This is a genomic window from Glaciimonas immobilis (assembly GCF_011947285.1).
Taxonomy (GTDB): Bacteria; Pseudomonadota; Gammaproteobacteria; order Burkholderiales; family Burkholderiaceae_D; genus Glaciimonas; species Glaciimonas immobilis.
In genome coordinates, this window is sequence record NZ_JAAOZT010000003.1 from 311,228 (window position 1) to 330,699 (window position 19,472).

Below are 19,472 nucleotides of genomic sequence, written 5' to 3' on the forward strand. Positions count from 1 at the left end.
CTGATTAACTGATCATCGCTGAATTGATCATCCGGGTCCGAACCGCCAACGACATACTTGATAGGAGCGCTGTATGAATTTCACAATCAGTGGGCATCACCTAGACGTAACTCCCGCCATTCGCGAGCACGTGTTAAGCAAACTGGAGCGTATAAAGCGCCATTTCGATCAGGTCATAGATATCAGTGTGATCCTGACGGTAGACAAAATTACCGAGAAAGAAAAACGTCAAAAAGCTGAAATTAATCTGCGCGTCAAAGGCAAAGACCTGCATGCCGAAAGCATTGCGCATGACCTTTACGCCGCCATTGATTTGTTGATCGACAAGCTTGATCGACAAGTGATTAAATACAAGGACAAATTGCAGAATCATCAACATTCGGCAATTAAACACATACCAGAGGACTTGCCTAGCGCCGCCGCGTGACCGCAACAAATCTCCGTATCGTCAACGCAAGTATTTTTTAATTTAAACGATTAAAAATACTACACTGACATGAGCAAGGGCGCAGTTAATGCGCCCTTTTTTTTGGACTTCCGCAAAGTCGCCCCAGCTGCGTTGCGCTTTCCTTGCCGTACTGGCGTACTGGCTGCGTTGGCAAGCCTTGCTGGGACGACTTTGCGGAAGTCCACAATATTTTTGTATTAATCAAACAATTTAAAAAACCATTTAAATTATTTAGATCTTTATGTAAATATCATTTATACATTTATACAAAAACCTACATCGTTTTTGTCCAAAGTTGGCCCCTGATATCTTTGCCGAACCCGTTATTGGTGTCTTGCTGCCATTACTTTAACGCCCCAAACACTTTCCCAATAATCGCACTCCCCGCCCCAATCGGATCCTTCCTTATCGCTTTCTCTTCCTCACCGATCATATAAAACAAACCATCGAGCGTACGCTGTGTGACGTATCCCTCAACCGTTGCTGCCGAACCCGGCACCAGACCGGTCTTGCTCACCAAACCCATCGTCGCGTTATATTGCGCGGAAACGCCATTTACATCCGTTACTTTTTTGACTATCGGCAGGAATTTTGCACTTAATGGCACGGCGGTTTTTTCTCGGAAAAAATCCGTCACCGATGTATCGCCGCCGCTTAAAATATTTTTTGCGTCAGTCACCGACATTGATTTCACTGCGTTCAGTAGCAGTGGCTTTGCCAACGGCACCGCTGACTCTGCCGCGTGATTCATGGATACCACCAAGTCGTCCAACTGCTGCCCTTTTCCCGTCATTTTTAACAACGGGCCCGCTTTCTCCAGCATGCCCGGCAAGCCGATCTTTACTTTATCGTTATTGAGAAATCCATTGGGTGTGCCAAGCTTTTCGACTGCGACGCTCGCGCCTTTATCCAGGGCCGCTTTCAGTCCTGCGCTGGCGTCCTTGTTGCTCAAATCAGCGAGGGAAAGTGCCATTGCGGCAGACGAGGCCAGGCAGATTGCCACACCAAGATGCACTGTAGGGTGAGAGAAAAATTTCATTGATAATCCTTTGAGAAGAGCTAGTGCAGTGATCCAATATCCAGCTGCAAAGCGAGATGAAACAATTGGCGCAAAACACCAACTCAACTGCGCGCTGAGGGCGGGAAGTGCGATGGAGCCCTGCCGAATTGAAAATACTGCGATCCGCAATGACAGCACCAGTTCCGTGCCGTGTACCGTTAAAGATGCCCTTCATTGACCAAAAATAAGCGCCGATGTTCGCGTATGGCATAACGGTCGGTCATACCGGCAATATAATCGGCAACCTGTCTTGCTTGCAAAGAAGCAATATCGCCCTCCCTCACAATATCACCTTGCGGCATAGACGACGGTATTAATTGATAATCTGGCGGCAGCAACGCAGGCTCCTTGACGAAGCAATCGAATAAATCAACCACGATGCGCCGCGCCTTGCTGGTCATGCGACTGACCAGATAATGACGATAAAGATTTTCGCGCAGGAATCGCTTTAAAGCAGCAGCCTCCTGAGCCATTGGCTGTGAGAAGGCAATCAGCGGCGCAGCATCGCGCACGTCCTCCACTGTCTGGGGCGCAGCAGCACTGATGCGCGCGCGCGAGGTATCGATCAAGTCGTTAATCAACGCATTAATCATGCGCCGCAGGGTTTCGTTGATTGCACGCCGTCCGCGCAACCCCGGAAAAATTGTCTCTACCTCACGGTTGTGACGTGCAAAAAAATCAATTTCCATCATTTGATCAAGCGTCAGCAATCCAGACCGCAAGCCGTCGTCGATGTCGTGATTATTGTAGGCGATCTCGTCCGCCAGATTAGCAACCTGCGCTTCCAGCGTCGGTTGTTTGTGCTGGATAAAGCGCTGCCCGATCTCGCCCAGCTTTTTCGCGTTAGTTATTGAGCAATGTTTGAGGATGCCTTCTCGGGTCTCAAACATCAGGTTCAAACCGTCGAAAGCGCCATAGCGTTGTTCCAGCTTATCGACCAGTCTCAGACTTTGCAAATTATGTTCAAATCCGCCGAAATGCTGCATGCAGGCGTTCAATGCATCTTGCCCGGCGTGGCCGAACGGCGTGTGACCGAGATCATGCGCAAGCGAAATCGCCTCGACAAGATCCTCGTTCAATTGCAAGTTGCATGCGATGGAACGGGCGATTTGAGCGACTTCTATACTGTGGGTAAGGCGGGTGCGAAACAGGTCGCCTTCGTGGTTGACGAATACCTGGGTCTTGTATTCCAATCGACGAAAGGCCGTGCAATGCACGATGCGATCCCGGTCGCGTTGAAATTCGGTACGGGTATTTGGTGCGATTTCATCAAACAAGCGTCCCCTGGATGTCGCTGAATGCGCGGCATACGGAGCGAGGGACGCTTCCTGGCTGATCATGGAGCGTAACTAATGACGTTTTCAAGCGTTGCACCGGCTAATTCATGCAAGGTTTCAAATAACGATGCCTGCGATGCGGTGGTAATTAACGCGCCACCCAATCCTTTCATCAAAATAAATTTGATTTGACCGCCTTCGTTCTTCTTATCGATTTGCATTAGCTCCAGCCAGCGCATCGCGCCAAGATCGGGTGCTACAACGGGTAAGCCTGCCGCTTGTATCAAGGCCCTGACGCGCTCACGCGTCACATGGTCGATATAACCTAAACGATAGGATAGGTCCGCCGCCATGATCATGCCGCAACCGACTGCTTCGCCATGCAACCAGACACCATAACCGAGACCTGATTCGATGGCATGTCCAAAGGTGTGACCAAAATTCAGAATTGCCCTCAAGCCACCTTCGCGCTCATCCTGACGGACAACATCGGCTTTAATTTCGCACGAACGCTGGATCGCGTAGACCAGCGCGGCACTATCGCGGGCCATTAATTTACCAATATTTGCTTCTAGCCAATCGAAAAAAGCGGCATCAATGACGGCGCCATATTTAATCACTTCGGCGAGGCCTGCGGACAGTTCGCGCCTGGATAAGGTTTGCAGTGTCGTCGTGTCTGCAATCACCGCTTGCGGTTGATAAAAGGCACCGATCATGTTTTTGCCGAGCGGATGATTAATGCCGGTCTTCCCACCAACAGATGAGTCCACCTGCGCCAACAAAGTGGTGGGAATCTGCACAAACGGCACGCCACGCATATAAGCCGACGCCGCGTACCCGGTCAGATCGCCGATTACGCCACCGCCGAGGGCAAGCAGGGTAGTTTGACGATCGCATTTCTCGGACAGGAGACGATCAAAAATCACCATCAGGTTTGCCCAGTTTTTTTCTTCTTCTCCATCCGGGAGAATGATTTCAATGACGGATTTTCCGGCAGACAAAAGCGCGCAGCGCAATACGTCCAGATATAACGGCGCCACCACGGTATTGGTGACGATGACGACTTGCTTGCCTTTGATCAACCGCCCGATTAACTTTTCATCCAGCAATAACCGTTGCCCAATCTCTATCGGATAACTGCGTTCTCCTAGTTCGACTTTCAAACTAATCGAGAGTGTAGAGGTCGCGACGACAGGCGACGGCGTAAAGGTGTTGTGCGATGTCATAGGAAATTTGCCGAAAAAGTTATTACTATTATTACTGTGCATGGCGGCCGCAGCTTGGTTTCTGCGATCCATAAACGCATTATGCCCTTCCAGGCTATGCTCATTCACGTTAATGCGCGTCATATCAAGCTGGGACAAAATGCTGTGCAACAGAACCTGGACATTCGGCCGCCCTGTATCGATGATGATGTCTGCAATTTCGCGATACAGCGGATCCCGTTGACGTGAGAGTTCTTCTAATCGTCGACGCGGATCCGCGGTCTGCAATAGCGGGCGATTCTTGTCGCGACTGGTGCGCTGCAATATATGGTTTACGCTGGCGCGCAGGTAAATGATGGTGCCGCTGCCTTTGAGAAGCGCCCGACTATCGGCATTCAGGATCGCGCCACCACCCGTTGCCAGAACAATATTCTGGCGCGCGGTGAGGTCCCGGATGACTTCCGCTTCACGCTCGCGAAAACTGGGCTCGCCTTCAATCTCAAAAATCAAAGGGATCGAAGCGCCAGTGCGCGCCTCTATCTCATGATCTGAGTCGATGAATAGTTTGTTGAGCTTTCTCGCTAGCGCACGGCCAACCGTTGTCTTGCCTGACCCCATCAGGCCGACCAGAATAATATTGCCGTTCATGTACACCGTACCATTTCACCACTTAGCCGATTGAAACCTGTTTATATCTTGCTACGCGGACATGACATCCCCAGCCGGCTTTGCATTACACTCCGGCTCGGATATCGGCCTGATCCGCACAACTTCCCTTGCGAGCGGTTGTTTACACTTGGTGGTATCCAAACGGATCACATGCATAACTCAGCGAAGCGCCTATGAAACGCCCCGAATCAGGCCAATGGATCAGGGGCTGTATCATGAGCGATTTCGCGCACAGATTGAATCTCCGCACCGCAGCCGATTGCTTAAACAGGCGACGAGCTTCGATTTTAATGCCTTTCGCTGCTTTTGGCCTAAACGCGGTAGATACAAATAGGTTTTAATAATCCGGACACCAGCGCAAAGCCGGTATCCCTGAGTGGTTAAGGAGCCTGTGGGGCTTACGGATAACCAGCTTTCGCTAGATCCCACAAGTCCTACAGGCGACTAATGCCCAGTGATCCGATCTATGACGACTTTAGGTGTCAAAAAGATCAATAATTCCGTTCGTTTGTTAACAATTGCTGTTTGTTTGAAAAGATAACCCAGAACCGGAATATCTCCAAGTAATGGCACCTTATTGACGCTATTTGATATGGTTTGGGTATAAATACCGCCGATCACGACGGTTCCTCCGTTTTCTACCTGCACCTGGGTTTGAACGTGCTTGGTATTAATAGACACGCCACCAGGGACTACTTGTCCCACGCTATCATTAGTTACGTCGACTGTCAGGATCACATTACCGTCCGGCGTGATCTGCGGCGTAACTTCCAGCTTCAGATTGGCCTTCTTGAACTCAACCGAAGTAGCACCACTACTGGTAGCACTTTGATAAGGAATTTCAGTTCCTTGCTCAATCAATGCCTTTTGTTGATCAGCAGTAACAACGCGAGGACTAGAAATAATTTTGCCCTCCCCTTCCGCCTCCAATGCCGACAGTTCAAGACTTATAAACTTGGATGCCGCGGCGTTAAACAACGTCAGCGCGACAGAACCCGCAGTGCCAACTTGTGGGTTCGCCGGCAAATTGACTGCACTTGATCCCAACCCTGGAACGCCCGCAGGTGCCGCTATTTGATTGCCACCGGCCGCAACGTTGGCGCTGCTAAAACCGAATCCAAGTTTGGCACCCAAATTGCGACTAAACCCATCGTTAGCCTCCACCATGCGCGCTTCGATCAATACTTGACGCGAGGCGATGTCGATTTTTGTGACTAGCGTGCGAATATTTTCCAGCACTGTCGGCGTATCTGTAATAAATAGCTGATTGGTGCGCGGATCGATAACGGCACTTCCACGTTTGGATAAAATGCTGTTCTTTTTATCGCCGCCGCTGCTACCGTCATCGTTGATGCCGAACACTTTCTTGAACGCCTCGGCCTTTTGATAATTTAGTTGGAACGACTCGGTCCGTAGCGGTTCCAGATCGGCAATTTGCGCCCGTTGCTCAAGTTCCAGTTTCTCTTTGGTCAATAACTCGTCACGCGGCGCAATCCAGACGACCGAGCCATTCTTGCGCATAGCCAGTCCTTTGGATTGCATCACGATATCAAGCGCCTGATCCCATGGCACGTCTTTCAAACGCAAAGTCAGATTACCGCTGACGGTATCGCTGGTGATAATGTTCAGGCCGGTAAAATCAGCGATTACCTGAAGAACCGCACGGACTTCAATATTCTGAAAGCTCAAGGAGAGTTTGTCGCCGCGATAATTTTGAACGCCCTGCCCTAATTTGTTCGGTTGCTCTTTTATCGGCTTGACCTCAATGACCAACTGAGAGTCGGTCTGGTACGCGCTATGTTCCCACAATCCTTTAGGCTCAATCACCATGCGCACGTTTTCACCCTCTGGCATGGTGGTAATGGTGCGTACCGGTGTACCGAAATCGCCAACATCCAGTTTGCGCCGCAAGGTTGCCGGCAAACTTGTCTTCAAAAAATCAACAACGACCGACTGTCCTTGCTGGCGGACGTTCACAACGACTTGCTTGCTTGGCAGGTCAATCACAATGCGACCCTCTCCCTGACTGCCACGTCGGAAGTCAATGTCGCGTAACGCTGGCTTGCTATTGTCGATCCCGGCCGCAGGATAGGTGGCTGAGGTGATCACGGGCGGAACGGTACGGTCGATGGAAGACGGGAGGACTGGCGGAGGAACGTCAGCAGACACAACAGGCATACCAGAGGCATTAACGGCTGTCGCTACACCGCCCGTGCCATCGATCGTGACGACGACGGCATTACCTTCCATCACCAGCGCGTAATTAAGCGATCGTGTGAGATTAATCACCAGCCGCACGCGATCATCATTTTGCGCGACGATAACGTTGCGAACATCGCCCAGACTGACGTCTTGTACCGTTTTCCCGGTCGCGTTTCCGATACCGGGAAAGTCCAGTGCGATCCGTGCTGGCTTAACGATGGCAAACCCCGCCGGTAGCTTGGTCAGAGGATTTTTGAGGTGCACCGTTACAATTGTATTGGTGCCCTGATGGTTCGCACTAATAGCGGTAATAGCATTTTCCTCGGCCAGCGCTAAGCGCCCAAATCCAAGCAGTAACATCAAGGTGGCGATAAATATGACTATGACTTTATGACGAATCAGGCTAAGGCCTCCGCTGAGCGCATTCATCGCCCCTTCATTTATCATCCCTTTTAACCCCGGTGCGGATACAACGCTAAATAAAACAATGCTTAATCTGGTTTTTATAACTGCGCCTGTGTCGGTATTTACCGCCCCCTTTGCTCCACTCATTTTGTGCTCTCCTGCAATGCTAACTTGGCTTGGCGTTCGACCCATTCGCCGGACGCATCTTGTACGATTTCTTTTATGTTTATTTCCGTCTCGCTGATGTGGGTCACCATGCCAAAATTCTGCCCCACGTAGTTACCGACTTTTACCGGAAATACTGTCTTGTCAATTTGCAGCAACGCGTAACTTAAGCCGACTTTTTGTAATATCCCCACCATCCTTACGGTGTCCAGAGGATAGTTTTCGAGCGCCTCCCGCCGGCGGTCAAAGTTCGGCTTCAGTCCGGTTGAACTTGCCTGCAATTTAGCCAGGACTACCAGTAACTTGTTTGGATTAAATGGATCGACGCCGATATTCCCGTCATACACAAAAGGGATGAATTTTTTAGGCGCAGTCAATTTAGGAATAAATGCGTGAGTGTGCGCTTTTACATCGGCCATCCACTCCTTGACCTCTTGGACGCCGTTGTCACCGCAACCGGATAACGTTGCAGCGAGGAGGACAATGATGGACGGTCGTACCCAACGGGCTAGGGACAGATTCATCATTTTGCCCCCTTGGACTTATCACTAATAGCGCGCTGGGTAGCCACTTCTTCAGGGTCCAGATAGCGGAAGGTTTTAGCGATTGCTTCTAACGTCAGTGATCCGTCTTTGCCTGTACTCAGGTTCATGTTGTTCAAGGTGACGATGCGGGGCAAATTGGCTATATCGCTGGTGAATGCACCAACATCGTGATAGCTACCGGTTACTTTGATTTCAATTGGCAATTCTGCGTAATAATCTTTGACGACTACTTGCCCCGGTTTGAACAGCTCAAACTGCAATCCCCGCCCCAAACCGGCCTGATTGATGTCGGATAACAAAGCGTCCATTTCGGCTTTGCTTGGTAATTGTTTTTCCAGGGAGATTACGTACTCGGCCACCAGTTTCTTTTGCTTGCGTAGTCCTTCGAGATTAATCGCCTGCTGAATTTTTCCCTTGTACTGATCCTTCAGTTGCAGCTCTTCCCGCGCCCCGCTTGCAAGTTCATCCTGTTGATCGCTCCAATAAAAATATTGGCCGAGCGCCATCACTGCCAATAACGCACCAACGCCGCACAAGTTGCGCGGAATCGCTGGCCATTGCCCAGGATGGCGTCCGTTCAGCCCCCTGAACTGGGCGCTGATTTTCGCATTTAATTCTTTGAAATCAATCATCGTGCTTCTCTCATTTCAACGCTGTTCTGCTACTTGGCCGAGACGGGGGTGGCACCCGGAACCGCTAAGCCATCTGCCTTTTTGCCTTCGCCCGGCAGCGGGGGTTTAACGCCGCTGGGCCGTATGATATCGACATTGACATTGAAGTCGAAAACCCGCTTGCTATCTTTGCCGGTGGCCAGACTAGCTGCGCGAATCTCGATCAGATCAGGATGGTCGAGCCACGGGGAGTTATTGCTAAGATTGCGCAATAACTCCGACACGCGCTCGTTAGACTGTGCGTAACCGTTCAACGCGACGCGCTGACCGTCCTGCTTGAAACTGCGCAGATAAATCCCCTCTGGCACCTGTCGCACCAGTTCTCCCATTAAATATACCGGCTGATTGCGATCGCTTTGCAAATTCTCGACGGCTTGCTGGCGCGCCTTGAGAGAAGCGATTTCTTGCTTAAGGCTGACGATTTCTTTAATCTCGGTATCCAGACGCGTGTTTTCTTGCTTAATATATTGATTACGATCGGCTTGATTGGAGAGGCGATGTGCAAAAAAGCTGCCAAGCGCGATAATCACGAGCAAACCCATCACCGCTGAAAATCCAAGCATGGTAAAAAAAGCATTTTTGCGCAGCTTTCGGGACTCTATTCGATGGGGTAAAAGATTGATTTTAATCATCAGCCGAATCTCCGCATTGCCAGACCGCAGGCAACCAGATAGGACGGCCCTTCACTCCGCATTTGCTTCTCACGCACTTTGGACGCTAGCTGCATCCCTTCGAAAGGGCTGACCACCGAGGTAGAAATTCGGGACCGTCCGGCGACCGCTTCCACCATGCCGGGAATAATTGCACTGCCGCCCGCCAGATACAGTTGGTCGACTCTGGTGTAGGGGGTCGAGGTAAAGAAGAACTGAATCGCCCTGGTTAGTTCGATGGACGCGCTCTCCAGAAATGGGTCAAGTATTTCTTGCTGGTAACCAGGCGGCAGATCACCTGAACGTTTTTTAATGTCCGCGTCCTCGTAGGACAAACCATAGGCGCGAACAATATCCTGCGTTAGTTGTTGCCCGCCAAAAGGTTGCTCGCGCTCATAAATCAGTTGTTCGTTGAGCAACACAGACACGTGCGTGCTTTGTGCACCAATCTGGAATAAGGCTATGATCTTGCCGTGCCCCCCCTGCGGCAATTGCGCGATGATGCGATTGATGGCGCCGCGAGCAGCGTACGACTCAATGTCCATGATGATCGGTTTGAGCCCTGCGGCTTCGGCTACCGCAACGCGGTCTTCCACTTTCTCCCGGCGCGTGGCGGCGAGCAATACCTCTACGTCATCTGGCAAATTGGGTGCGGGCCCGATCACTGCAAAATCGAGACTGACTTCGTCCAGCGCGAAGGGAACATATTGACTCGCCTCTGACTCGACCTGTATTTCAAGCTCATCATCGTTCAGGCCGCCCGGCAATATGATGACTTTGGTTATTACTGATGCCGAGGGCATTCCCAATGCGACGTTTTTGATGCTCGTGCCGCTTTTTTTCCAGAGGCGTCGCACTACTTCCGATACCTGCTCGATATTTTCAATATTGCCATCCACCACTGCACCGCGCGGCAGCGGCTCGGACGCGTAGCGCTCCAGCCTCAACTGGTCGTTACCGGACGAGGACAATTCCACCAGGCGGACGCTCGACGCGCTAATATCTATCCCAACCAGAGCTGGGTTCTTTTTGCCAAATAATGATCCAAGATCTAAATCCAAGAGCCTATCTCCAATGAACATATTGCAGGAACGTTTGCTTAAAACGTGCGTCGAAATAGGACCAAGCTAAATTTGTTTCTGCTAATGCAACTTAACCTGCCAAACTTCTGCAACTAAACTGTTTCCATAATATCTAGTTGCGAATTCGCAACATCTCACAACATCCGAAACGACCAATGACAATAATTAATTTTGTAAAATTACCTGTTTTTATCGGCAATAACGCATTGGGGGAGCGCCAAATAAGGTCACATAAACGGTAAATAATTGTTAAATGTAATGCTTTTCGTCCAATTTCTGTATCAATTTCGCCTTCGAGTAACCAAATTTAAGTAATTTCCGCATACCTGCAATTTTTATGCCGTGTTGTGCGTTTAACGCCTACCGTTATAATGCGAGGCATCATTAAAGAAATTCCAGACCCGCATGCCAATTCCTGTTTCAAGTCCTTCCCCAGATTCGATTCCGGGCGATCCGGCCCGACTTCCCCCGATTAAGGGGCGGAAGTCGCTCCCAGTCAGAATCCTGCTAAGCCTGTTCGCGGCGCTCGCAGGGCTCTTTGTGATCGGTGCGCTCACTTTCGGTTTTATGCTGGCATTAGCCTGGCCTAACCTGCCGGCCCTTGATTCCCTGACGGACTATCGTCCTAAAATTCCACTCCGTATTTTTTCGGCAGACGGCGTACTCATCGGTGAATTTGGTGAGGAACGGCGCAGTGTGGTGCATATCAACGATATCCCCGACGTCGTTAAAAAAGCCGTCCTGGCAATTGAGGACGATCGCTTTTACCAACATGGCGGCGTCGATTATCAGGGTATTTTGCGCGCTACTTTTTCTAATCTGACCGGCGGTAGCGGCGGTGCCAGCACGATTACGCAACAGGTCGCACGGAATTTTTTTCTCACAAGTAACGAGCCAACTTTTTTACAGAAAGCCTCCCGTAAATTTTTGTACGAAATTCCGCTGGCCTGGAAAATTGAACAAAATCTGACCAAGGATCAAATTCTTGAGGTCTACATGAACCAGATTTATCTGGGGCAACGGGCTTATGGTTTTGCGTCCGCGGCTCAGGTCTATTACGGCAAAAAAATTCAGGATCTCACCATTGCAGAGGCGGCCATGCTGGCCGGTTTGCCGAAAGCCCCGTCGGCCAATAATCCGGTGGTGAACCCTAAGCGCGCTATCGCACGCCAGCAGTATATTTTGTTGCGAATGCAACAATTGGGCTACATTACTCCGACCCAATATGAAGAGGCAAGAAACGAACCTTTGCGTCTAAAAACCGGCGCTACCGAGTTTGGCATTCACGCTGAATATGTATCTGAAATGGCGCGCCAACTGGTCTACGATCAGTTTAAGGATGCCACTTATACGCGCGGTTTAAATGTTTTCACCACCATCACCAAGGCCGATCAGGATGCCGCTTATTTTGCGTTACGGCGCGGCGTAATGAGCTACGACAAACGCCGCGGTTACCGCGGTCCGGAAGGCTATATGACCATTCCCACCGGTTCCAAGGAAGAAATGGATGCGGCCATTGAGGTTGAGTTGGCTGACCATCCGGACAGCGATGAAATCGTGGCGGCAGTGGTACTTGAGGCAACCCCAAAAATCGTGCGCGCCGTGCTTTCTTCCGGCGAAGAAATCGCGATCACCGGCACAGGGCTGAGCATCGCTACCAACTTATTGAGCGACAAAGCGCCACCGCAACGCAAAGTAAAACCGGGTGCCATCATTCGCGTGATGCGAAATGAAAAAACCTGGGCCGTCACGCAAATGCCGGCAGTGGAATCGGCTCTTATCTCTACCAGCACCAGCGATGGCGCGATTCTGGCACTGGTCGGGGGATTCGACTTTAATCGCAACAAGTTCAATCATGTGACGCAGGCATGGCGCCAGCCGGGCTCGGCATTCAAGCCATTCATTTATTCGGCCTCTCTCGAAAAAGGTTTATCGCCTGCAACCATCATCAACGATGCGCCGATTACCTTTGGCGGCGGGCTGACCGGCGGCCAAATATGGCAGCCAAAAAACTATGGCAACAAGTACGAAGGCCCAATGACCATGCGCAGAGGATTGATGAAATCCAAGAACATGATATCGGTGCGTATCCTCGATAAAATTGGGGCCCAGTACGGGCAAGAATACGCTACGCGATTTGGATTCGATGCCGACAAAAATCCGCCTTATCTGACACTCGCGCTTGGGGCGGGTGCCGTGACGCCATTACAACTTGCAGCCGGATACGCGGTATTTGCCAACGGCGGCTATAAGGTCAATCCGTATCTGATCAGTAAAATTCTGGATGCAAATGGTCAGGTTCTGGCGGAAGCGCACCCTGCCCGGGCAGGCGAAGAAGACCATCGGGTCATTGATGCACGCAATGCTTTCTTGATGGATAGCATGTTAAAAGACGTGGTGCGGGCAGGGACCGGAGTGAAGGCTATGGCGCTGAAGCGCACCGATCTGGCAGGCAAAACCGGTACCACTAACGATTCAATGGATGCATGGTTCGCTGGCTATCAGCCGACGCTGGTGACCGTGACCTGGATGGGTTTTGATCAGCCTAAAAATATGGGCGATCGTGAGACCGGCGGCGGATTAGCGTTACCGATCTGGATCGATTACATGGAAAAAGCATTGAAGGGATTGCCGACCATTGAGCGGCCCGTACCGGATGGCCTGCTGCATAGCGGCACGGAATTTTATTACGCTGAATATCCGCCCGGGACTGGCACGCAAAGTATCGGCTTGGGCAATGCTAACGCGTCGCCAGAGGAGGAGAAGGCCCGGGATGAGGTAAAGAACGAGCTATTCTGATCTAGCCTTGGATCATTGATTACGTTGAAGCAATGTGGAAACAAATTAATCGCCGAAGTTGAAAATATACCTTCGGGTATATTTTCAAACGCCCAGCAAAAGCGCTGACAATGGCATGTGCTGGCTTAAGGTTGCAGTTGCAGCGTAGTGCCACCCTGCTCGCCAACCATCGTCGAAAGCGCGCTGAAGAACTCGGAATCGTCGCGGGTATTGCGCCACACATCGCCCTTTAATTTATAGTGAAAACCGCCCGATTTGGCGGCAATCCAAAGCTCTTGCATCGGGGCCTGACTGTTGACAATAATTTTGGAACCGTTATCGATAAACTCGATTTCCAGCACGTTGCCTCTGCGACTGCACTCGACATCAAGTTCATCGTTATCGTTGGCGCGCTCCAGTGCTGCTTCAAGCGCGCCCAAAGTTGCTTCTGCTGCAACCAGAAATTCTGATTCTGTCATGCTAAACTCCATTCCATGTCGTTAAACTTACCCAGTGATTCTAATCCGTGAAACCAAATTTTGATTCGTCCCGCGTAGTAATTTTCGGATGTACGCTTGTATTTTCGCTTTTCCTGGCCGGTTGCGGGCAAAAAGGCCCCCTTTTCATGCCAACGGTACCACCGCTAGCGCCGCTTCCGACTGCAACGCCGGCGGCCCCGGTGCCAGACGCGACCTCCAACGGCAAACCTAAAACGGTACCAGCAAGGACAGTACCGATGCCGCCCACAGAACCGACCGGCCCGGACACCATTTCCCAATAATTGACAGACTTTATAACAGACTTTTACATGTCCTATTTTTCGTATCAAAACGGTGCACTTCACGCAGAAAACACTTCTCTGTCCTCTATTGCCGCACAGTTCGGGACGCCGACCTATGTCTACTCGAAGGCGGCATTAACTGACCATTTTTTGGCCTATGCCGACGCTTGTACCGCAGGCGGTCGCCCGGCTACTGACAGTCTGGTGTGTTATTCCGTCAAGTCCAATTCGAATCTGGCCGTTTTGCAGGTACTGAACCAGCTTGGTTCAGGCTTTGACATCGTTTCAGGTGGCGAATTATTGCGCGTTCTTGCCGCCGGTGGCGATCCTCGCAAAGTAATTTTTTCTGGCGTAGGCAAAACGCGGGACGAAATGCGACTGGCGTTATCACACGATATTCTATGCTTTAACGTAGAGTCGATTCCAGAATTGCATCGCCTCAATGAGGTCGCTGGTGAAATGGGTAAAACCGCTGCGATTTCATTGCGCGTCAATCCAAACGTCGATGCTAAAACGCATCCGTATATTTCAACCGGCCTCAAAGACAACAAGTTCGGTGTCGCTTACGAAGACGCACTGGACTGCTATCGTACCGCTGCATCGTTGCCGCATATCAATGTCAGCGGCATCGACTGTCATATTGGTTCACAATTATTGGACGATGCACCGTTGCTGGAGGCGTTGGATAAGGTTATCGAACTGGTAGATCAACTGGCGAGTGAAAACATAGCGCTGCATCATCTGGATATTGGTGGCGGCATCGGGATTACCTACGATGACGAAAAGCCGGTGGCGGTGAGCGCCTATCTTGGGCGCTTGTTTGCACGCATTGACGCCTGGCGTGAAGAAAAATATCAAGGTATTCCGTTAAAAGTGTTGTTTGAACCCGGCCGTTCCATTGTTGGTAACGCAGGCGTTTTACTCACCGAAGTGCAATATCTAAAATATGGTGCCAGCAAGAATTTTGCCGTAGTTGATGCTGCCATGAACGATTTGATGCGCCCGGCGATGTATGAAGCATGGCATGGCGTACAAGCGGTGCTTGAGTGCAACGTTGACGCCGCCAGTCACACCTATGACGTCGTGGGACCAATTTGTGAGTCAGGCGACTGGCTGGCCCGCGAACGCGTCCTGGCGGTCAGCCAGGGTGACTTGCTGGCATTCCAGTCCGCTGGGGCCTACGGCATGACGATGGCTTCTAACTACAATACCCGGGGACGCGCCGCCGAAGTGATGGTAGACGGCGACAACCAGTATCTGGTCCGCAAACGGGAAGAGACATCTGACTTGTTTGCGTTGGAATCAATGCTGCCTTAAGTCTCCGGGCAATCGCCATTGTTGATGTGAAAAGGGCACGATGCAGGATTACATACCTGTATTGTGCCCTTTTTGCGTTGGTGCGCGATATTGTCAGTTTTTAGCCTGTGCGTGGCCAGAGCGATGCGACAGTGCGGCAAGCTCCTGGCGCTATGTCGGCTGGCGTTTTTGGACGACGGCAGACTGGCGAATGCCAGTTTCCCTTTTTTGTTTGAGATACCAGTACACCCGCAACAACAATAGAATAGCGACTATGGTGCCAAATATGATTGGTTTTTCAAAGTTGTGCTTGCCTGCACGCATCCACCAAAAATGCAGCATCCCTAACATCACTATGCCGTACACGGTGCGATGCAGCCATTGCCAGCGCTTGCCACCCAACCGTTTGATCATGCCGTTGGTACTGGTGACAGCCAATGGGATCAGCAAGACAAATGCGATAAATCCCACGGTAATAAATGGTCGCTTGTAGACGTCTTTGAGCATCTCTGTGATATCAAAGAAATGATCGAACCAGAGAAAAGTAGTGAAGTGAGAAGCCGCATAAAAGAAGGCGAACAAACCCAGCATGCGGCGCAATTTGATCAACCAGTTCCAGCCGGTGAAGCGTCGCAATGGGGTTACGGCCAATGTGATGCACAAGAAATAAAGGGTCCAGTCGCCGGTACTGCGCGTGATGAATTCAATTGGGTTCGCACCGAGTTGGTCGATGAATGCGTAGACCACCAGCCGTATGAATGGCAATAAGGCCAACGCAAATAATGTGGCCTTCAGGAGGCGAAATTGCTTGGGATTGGGATTAATCATGTTCCACTTTCAGAATCCGGGGGAGTGGCGATGTTTTCGTTAATGGGGCGGGAAGTAGGGCGATCGGAGTGCTGCAAGGCGCCGCTGCCACGCCAAAGTGCGCACCTTAACGGGCATGCTTTCACCGCTGTCGTCCCTCAATTTCCTAGAAATATTTCTTTAGATCCATCCCGGTATAAAGCGATGCAACGTCGTTATAACCATTGAACATCAGCGTCTTACGCTTCTTGGTAAAAAATCCATCTTCGCCGATCCGGCGCTCGGTAGCTTGCGACCAGCGCGGGTGATCTACGGTAGGGTTCACATTGGAATAAAAGCCATATTCGTTGGCTGCGGTGAGGTTCCACGCGGTTTTCGGCTGCTCTTTTAAAAACCGAATCTTGACAATCGACTTGGCTGACTTAAAACCATATTTCCAAGGCACAACCATACGCACCGGTGCCCCATTCTGATTCGGGAGTACTTCGCCATACATGCCGAAGGTGAGCAGCGCCAGCGGATGCATTGCCTCGTCCATGCGCAGGCCTTCGACATACGGCCATTCCAGCACCGGACTATTCAAGCCGGGCATTTGCTTTTTATCCGCCAGCGTTGTGAACTCGATATATTTAGCGTTACCGGTCGGCTCAACTTTCTTGATCAATGCGGAGAGCGAGTACCCTTCCCACGGAATGACCATTGACCAGCCCTCAACGCAACGCAGGCGGTAAATTCGCTGTTCCATCGGGGCTAACTTCATCAAGCTATCGAGATCAAGCGTCATTGGTTTCTTGACTTCCCCTTCGATCGATACGGTCCACGGTCTGGTTTTAAGCGTTCCCGCGTTTTGCGCCGGTTCCGCCTTGTCGGTGCCGAACTCATAATAATTATTATAAGTGGTCGCGTCTTTATAAGGCGTCGTTTTATCTGTCATCAGATAAACAGGATTCTGTTTTCCCAAAAGTTTTTGCGCGGCCGCGTTTTGCGCAAATGCCTGCTGCGAGGCCAGTTCCAGCATCGATCCGGTAGCGATTGAACCGACGGCTAACTGGCGAATAAAATGTCGACGCGACTCAAATATGGCGCGTGGCGTGATTTCAGACGGTTGTGGAATCTCGATAATATTTTGGCTGCGACGAATCAACATGTAAATCTCCGGTGAAGATTGGTGAGACATTATGGCTGGGTTACCCTGGCGAACCCGACGTGTGACTGTACAAGGTTACCTTAACTGGCGGTGTTTGATTACTACCCTTACAGGCCATCCTTACTGCCCGCTCGTGCTTATCAGCATGAATACGTGCTATAGACGTTGGTCGACCAGCCTCGACATACCTTACATTCTCCCTGCTTTATACGCAATTTTTCACGTTTTAGATGCAGATTGAAGTCGGGAAGACGGACGTGATAGCTCTACGAAATAAATGCAATAACCATGAGAATTTCCGAATGGAAAGATTGAGTCCTTATCGGACGATGCGATCGTGACCAAGGTAGTCATATAAATCTGCAAGGCGGGCAATGATGGTTGCTTGTGCCGGCATGCCCGGCTCGACCTCGCCGGTTTGCAACGCAAACACGCGCATGCCTGCGGCCACTCCAGCCAGCGCACCGGGAACGCTATCCTCTACCACCGCACAGCGCGAAGGATGCACGCCCATCTTCCCGGCAGCGTGCAGAAATAAATCCGGTTCCGGTTTCCAAACGCCTAATTCGTAAGCACTAAAAATGCGCCGTTCAAAGTAAGGCAATAAACCGGTTACACCTAGACATAACTCAATTTTGTCACGCGGGCCGTTGGAGGCTAGACAGAACGGTATTTGCAGGGACTGCACCAGTTTCAGGGCGCCCTCAATCGGCTGCAAACGTTCCCGAAATAAAACCGCGGTACGCTCCCGCAACGTTAGCGTAAACGATTTCGGCAAGGCCGCGCCACCCATCTGCTCCATCGCCAGCACCCAATCAGCCATTTTGCCGCCTTTGAAGCGCTCCATGATCTCGGTGACCGTTAGCGCTACACCATATTCGGCAGCATAGTCCACCATTGCCTCGGCGGCGAGTAGTTCGCTGTCCACTAACGTACCATCAGAATCGAAAATAACCAGATCGATGCCCGCGTTTTTCAGTGACGTTTCCAGCGATGCAGCGTCAGTATTAGCGTTGATAGCAGTGTTGTCAGACAATTCCGGTCATCCTGTTATAGCTCGCCGTAAGAGTGCAGTCCAGACAGGAACATGTTTACGCCGAGGAATGCAAAGGTGGTTACCAGCAGGCCTATTAACGCCCACCATGCGGCTACGCGCCCGCGAAGGCCCTTCATTAAACGCATATGTAACCAGGCAGCGTAGTTAAGCCAAACGATCAGCGCCCAGGTTTCTTTCGGATCCCATGACCAATATCCACCCCACGCTTCAGCGGCCCATAGGGCCCCAAGTATTGTGGCGATGGTAAAGAAAGTAAAACCTACCGCTATCGCCTTGTACATCACGTCGTCGAGCACTTCCAGCGTTGGCAAACGGTCAACCAGATAGCCGCTGGACTTTAACAAGTACGCCATCGCGACCATTGCCGACATAGAAAAAGTGCCATAACCGATGAAATTGGCCGGTACGTGAATTTTCATCCACCAGCTTTGCAATGCGGGCACCAGCGGCTGGATTTCAGCCGCATCGCGGGCAACGGTATACCAGAACAAAAAGCCAACAGCCGCAGATATCACGAGCATCACAAAAGGCCCAAGTTGCCGGGTGCCGTAGCGTTGTTCGTAATACAAATAAAACAATGCCGTTATCAAGCTGAACAGAATGAAGACTTCATACAGGTTGGAAATAGGTATATGACCGATATCCGCACCAATTAAATACGATTCATACCAGCGGACCAGCATGCCGGTGAAGCCCAAAACTACCGCGGCCCAACACAGTTTGGAGCCAACCGTCGAGCCGAAATCCGAGCGCGCAATCAAGCCTATCCAGTAGAAAAAAGTCGATAGAAAGAATAAAGTCCCCATCCACAAAATCGCGGACTGGCTGGAAAGGATGTATTTAAGGAAGAATTTCTTATTTGCCATGTCCAGCACGCCGCCGTACATCGCAATCCCCGACAGTGCCAGCACCGCCAAAAGCGGCATCAACCAGCGCACCGACTTCCAGTTCCAGCCGACTAGTGCGAACGTTGGCGCGGCCAGTAACAAAATGCCTTTTTCGTAATAATCCATGTGCGTGCCATAACGGCCCAGCGCAAATAGCGATCCCGCCACCAACGCAAAGGCGAACAGCCAGTCAGCCACCGACAATCGCTTAAAAAAGCCATCTGGGGGGGTGTATGTTTGAGTCAATTCCATCATTATCTCCGAATTATTTTTTATACCGCGCAACTAGCATACATTTAACTGAACACTGTGTTTGCCGTGACCCGCGTACTTCCGCTGG

17 protein-coding genes are annotated in these 19,472 nt (G+C 50.9%); 4 read left to right on the forward strand and 13 right to left on the reverse strand.

Annotation, left to right across the window (positions count from 1 at the left end; all coding sequences use genetic code 11):
• The first annotated feature begins 73 nt into the window (after positions 1-73).
• Complete coding sequence (gene hpf / locus HAV38_RS07775; RefSeq protein ID WP_168054102.1) at positions 74-427, forward strand: ribosome hibernation-promoting factor, HPF/YfiA family; 354 nt, start codon at positions 74-76, stop codon at positions 425-427.
• 364 nt (positions 428-791) lie between these two features.
• Here hpf and HAV38_RS07780 read toward each other — a convergent pair whose 3' ends face one another.
• The 8 genes from HAV38_RS07780 to HAV38_RS07815 form a co-directional block, all read right to left on the reverse strand.
• Complete coding sequence (locus HAV38_RS07780) at positions 792-1,487, reverse strand: DUF4197 domain-containing protein (RefSeq protein WP_168054104.1); 696 nt, start codon at positions 1,485-1,487, stop codon at positions 792-794.
• Between the two features lie 179 nt (positions 1,488-1,666).
• Positions 1,667-2,848, reverse strand: coding sequence for a deoxyguanosinetriphosphate triphosphohydrolase (locus HAV38_RS07785; protein ID WP_184013447.1), 1,182 nt, complete (start codon positions 2,846-2,848; stop codon positions 1,667-1,669).
• Positions 2,845-4,638, reverse strand: a complete 1,794-nt coding sequence (aroKB, locus tag HAV38_RS07790) for a bifunctional shikimate kinase/3-dehydroquinate synthase AroKB (protein WP_168054106.1) — start codon at positions 4,636-4,638, stop codon at positions 2,845-2,847. Before aroKB ends, HAV38_RS07785 begins: the two co-directional genes overlap by 4 nt.
• 465 nt (positions 4,639-5,103) lie before the next feature.
• A complete protein-coding gene (locus tag HAV38_RS07795) occupies positions 5,104-7,221 on the reverse strand; it encodes a type IV pilus secretin PilQ (RefSeq protein ID WP_245182267.1) in 2,118 nt (705 codons plus the stop codon).
• A gap of 188 nt (positions 7,222-7,409) precedes the next feature.
• Positions 7,410-7,958: a pilus assembly protein PilP gene (locus tag HAV38_RS07800; protein WP_168054108.1), complete on the reverse strand. Its 549-nt coding sequence runs from the start codon at positions 7,956-7,958 to the stop codon at positions 7,410-7,412.
• Positions 7,955-8,608: a type IV pilus inner membrane component PilO gene (locus HAV38_RS07805; protein ID WP_168054110.1), complete on the reverse strand. Its 654-nt coding sequence runs from the start codon at positions 8,606-8,608 to the stop codon at positions 7,955-7,957. The genes HAV38_RS07800 and HAV38_RS07805 overlap by 4 nt, the downstream gene beginning before the upstream one ends.
• Positions 8,609-8,637: 29 nt before the next feature.
• Complete coding sequence (locus tag HAV38_RS07810) at positions 8,638-9,279, reverse strand: PilN domain-containing protein (protein ID WP_168054112.1); 642 nt, start codon at positions 9,277-9,279, stop codon at positions 8,638-8,640.
• The gene (locus tag HAV38_RS07815) at positions 9,279-10,358 is read right to left on the reverse strand and encodes a pilus assembly protein PilM (RefSeq protein WP_245182257.1); all 1,080 of its coding nucleotides are present in this window, start codon (positions 10,356-10,358) and stop codon (positions 9,279-9,281) included. Before HAV38_RS07815 ends, HAV38_RS07810 begins: the two co-directional genes overlap by 1 nt.
• A gap of 426 nt (positions 10,359-10,784) precedes the next feature.
• Here HAV38_RS07815 and HAV38_RS07820 point away from each other — a divergent pair, with 426 nt between their 5' ends.
• Positions 10,785-13,178 carry a penicillin-binding protein 1A gene (locus HAV38_RS07820; RefSeq protein WP_168054116.1) on the forward strand — a complete coding sequence of 798 codons (2,394 nt, stop codon included), beginning with the start codon at positions 10,785-10,787 and terminating at the stop codon, positions 13,176-13,178.
• A gap of 125 nt (positions 13,179-13,303) precedes the next feature.
• Here HAV38_RS07820 and cyaY read toward each other — a convergent pair whose 3' ends face one another.
• Positions 13,304-13,636: an iron donor protein CyaY gene (gene cyaY, locus HAV38_RS07825; protein WP_168054118.1), complete on the reverse strand. Its 333-nt coding sequence runs from the start codon at positions 13,634-13,636 to the stop codon at positions 13,304-13,306.
• A 47-nt stretch (positions 13,637-13,683) separates the two neighbouring features.
• Here cyaY and lptM point away from each other — a divergent pair, with 47 nt between their 5' ends.
• Positions 13,684-13,938, forward strand: coding sequence for an LPS translocon maturation chaperone LptM (gene lptM / locus HAV38_RS22095; RefSeq protein WP_280730144.1), 255 nt, complete (start codon positions 13,684-13,686; stop codon positions 13,936-13,938).
• Between the two features lie 27 nt (positions 13,939-13,965).
• Positions 13,966-15,255 carry a diaminopimelate decarboxylase gene (lysA, locus tag HAV38_RS07835; protein WP_168054120.1) on the forward strand — a complete coding sequence of 430 codons (1,290 nt, stop codon included), beginning with the start codon at positions 13,966-13,968 and terminating at the stop codon, positions 15,253-15,255.
• A 150-nt stretch (positions 15,256-15,405) separates the two neighbouring features.
• On the opposite strand, the gene HAV38_RS07840 is transcribed toward lysA, so the two are convergent.
• The 4 genes from HAV38_RS07840 to ccsB all read right to left on the reverse strand — a co-directional run bounded on the left by HAV38_RS07840 (position 15,406) and on the right by ccsB (position 19,384).
• Positions 15,406-16,062, reverse strand: a complete 657-nt coding sequence (locus HAV38_RS07840) for a protein-methionine-sulfoxide reductase heme-binding subunit MsrQ (RefSeq protein ID WP_168054122.1) — start codon at positions 16,060-16,062, stop codon at positions 15,406-15,408.
• 145 nt (positions 16,063-16,207) lie between these two features.
• Positions 16,208-17,188 (reverse strand): protein-methionine-sulfoxide reductase catalytic subunit MsrP, encoded by a 981-nt coding sequence (msrP, locus tag HAV38_RS07845; protein ID WP_168054124.1) that lies wholly within the window; start codon positions 17,186-17,188, stop codon positions 16,208-16,210.
• 319 nt (positions 17,189-17,507) lie between these two features.
• Positions 17,508-18,224 (reverse strand): HAD-IA family hydrolase, encoded by a 717-nt coding sequence (locus tag HAV38_RS07850; RefSeq protein WP_245182258.1) that lies wholly within the window; start codon positions 18,222-18,224, stop codon positions 17,508-17,510.
• Between the two features lie 14 nt (positions 18,225-18,238).
• Complete coding sequence (ccsB, locus tag HAV38_RS07855; protein ID WP_168054236.1) at positions 18,239-19,384, reverse strand: c-type cytochrome biogenesis protein CcsB; 1,146 nt, start codon at positions 19,382-19,384, stop codon at positions 18,239-18,241.
• Positions 19,385-19,472: the final 88 nt, after the last annotated feature.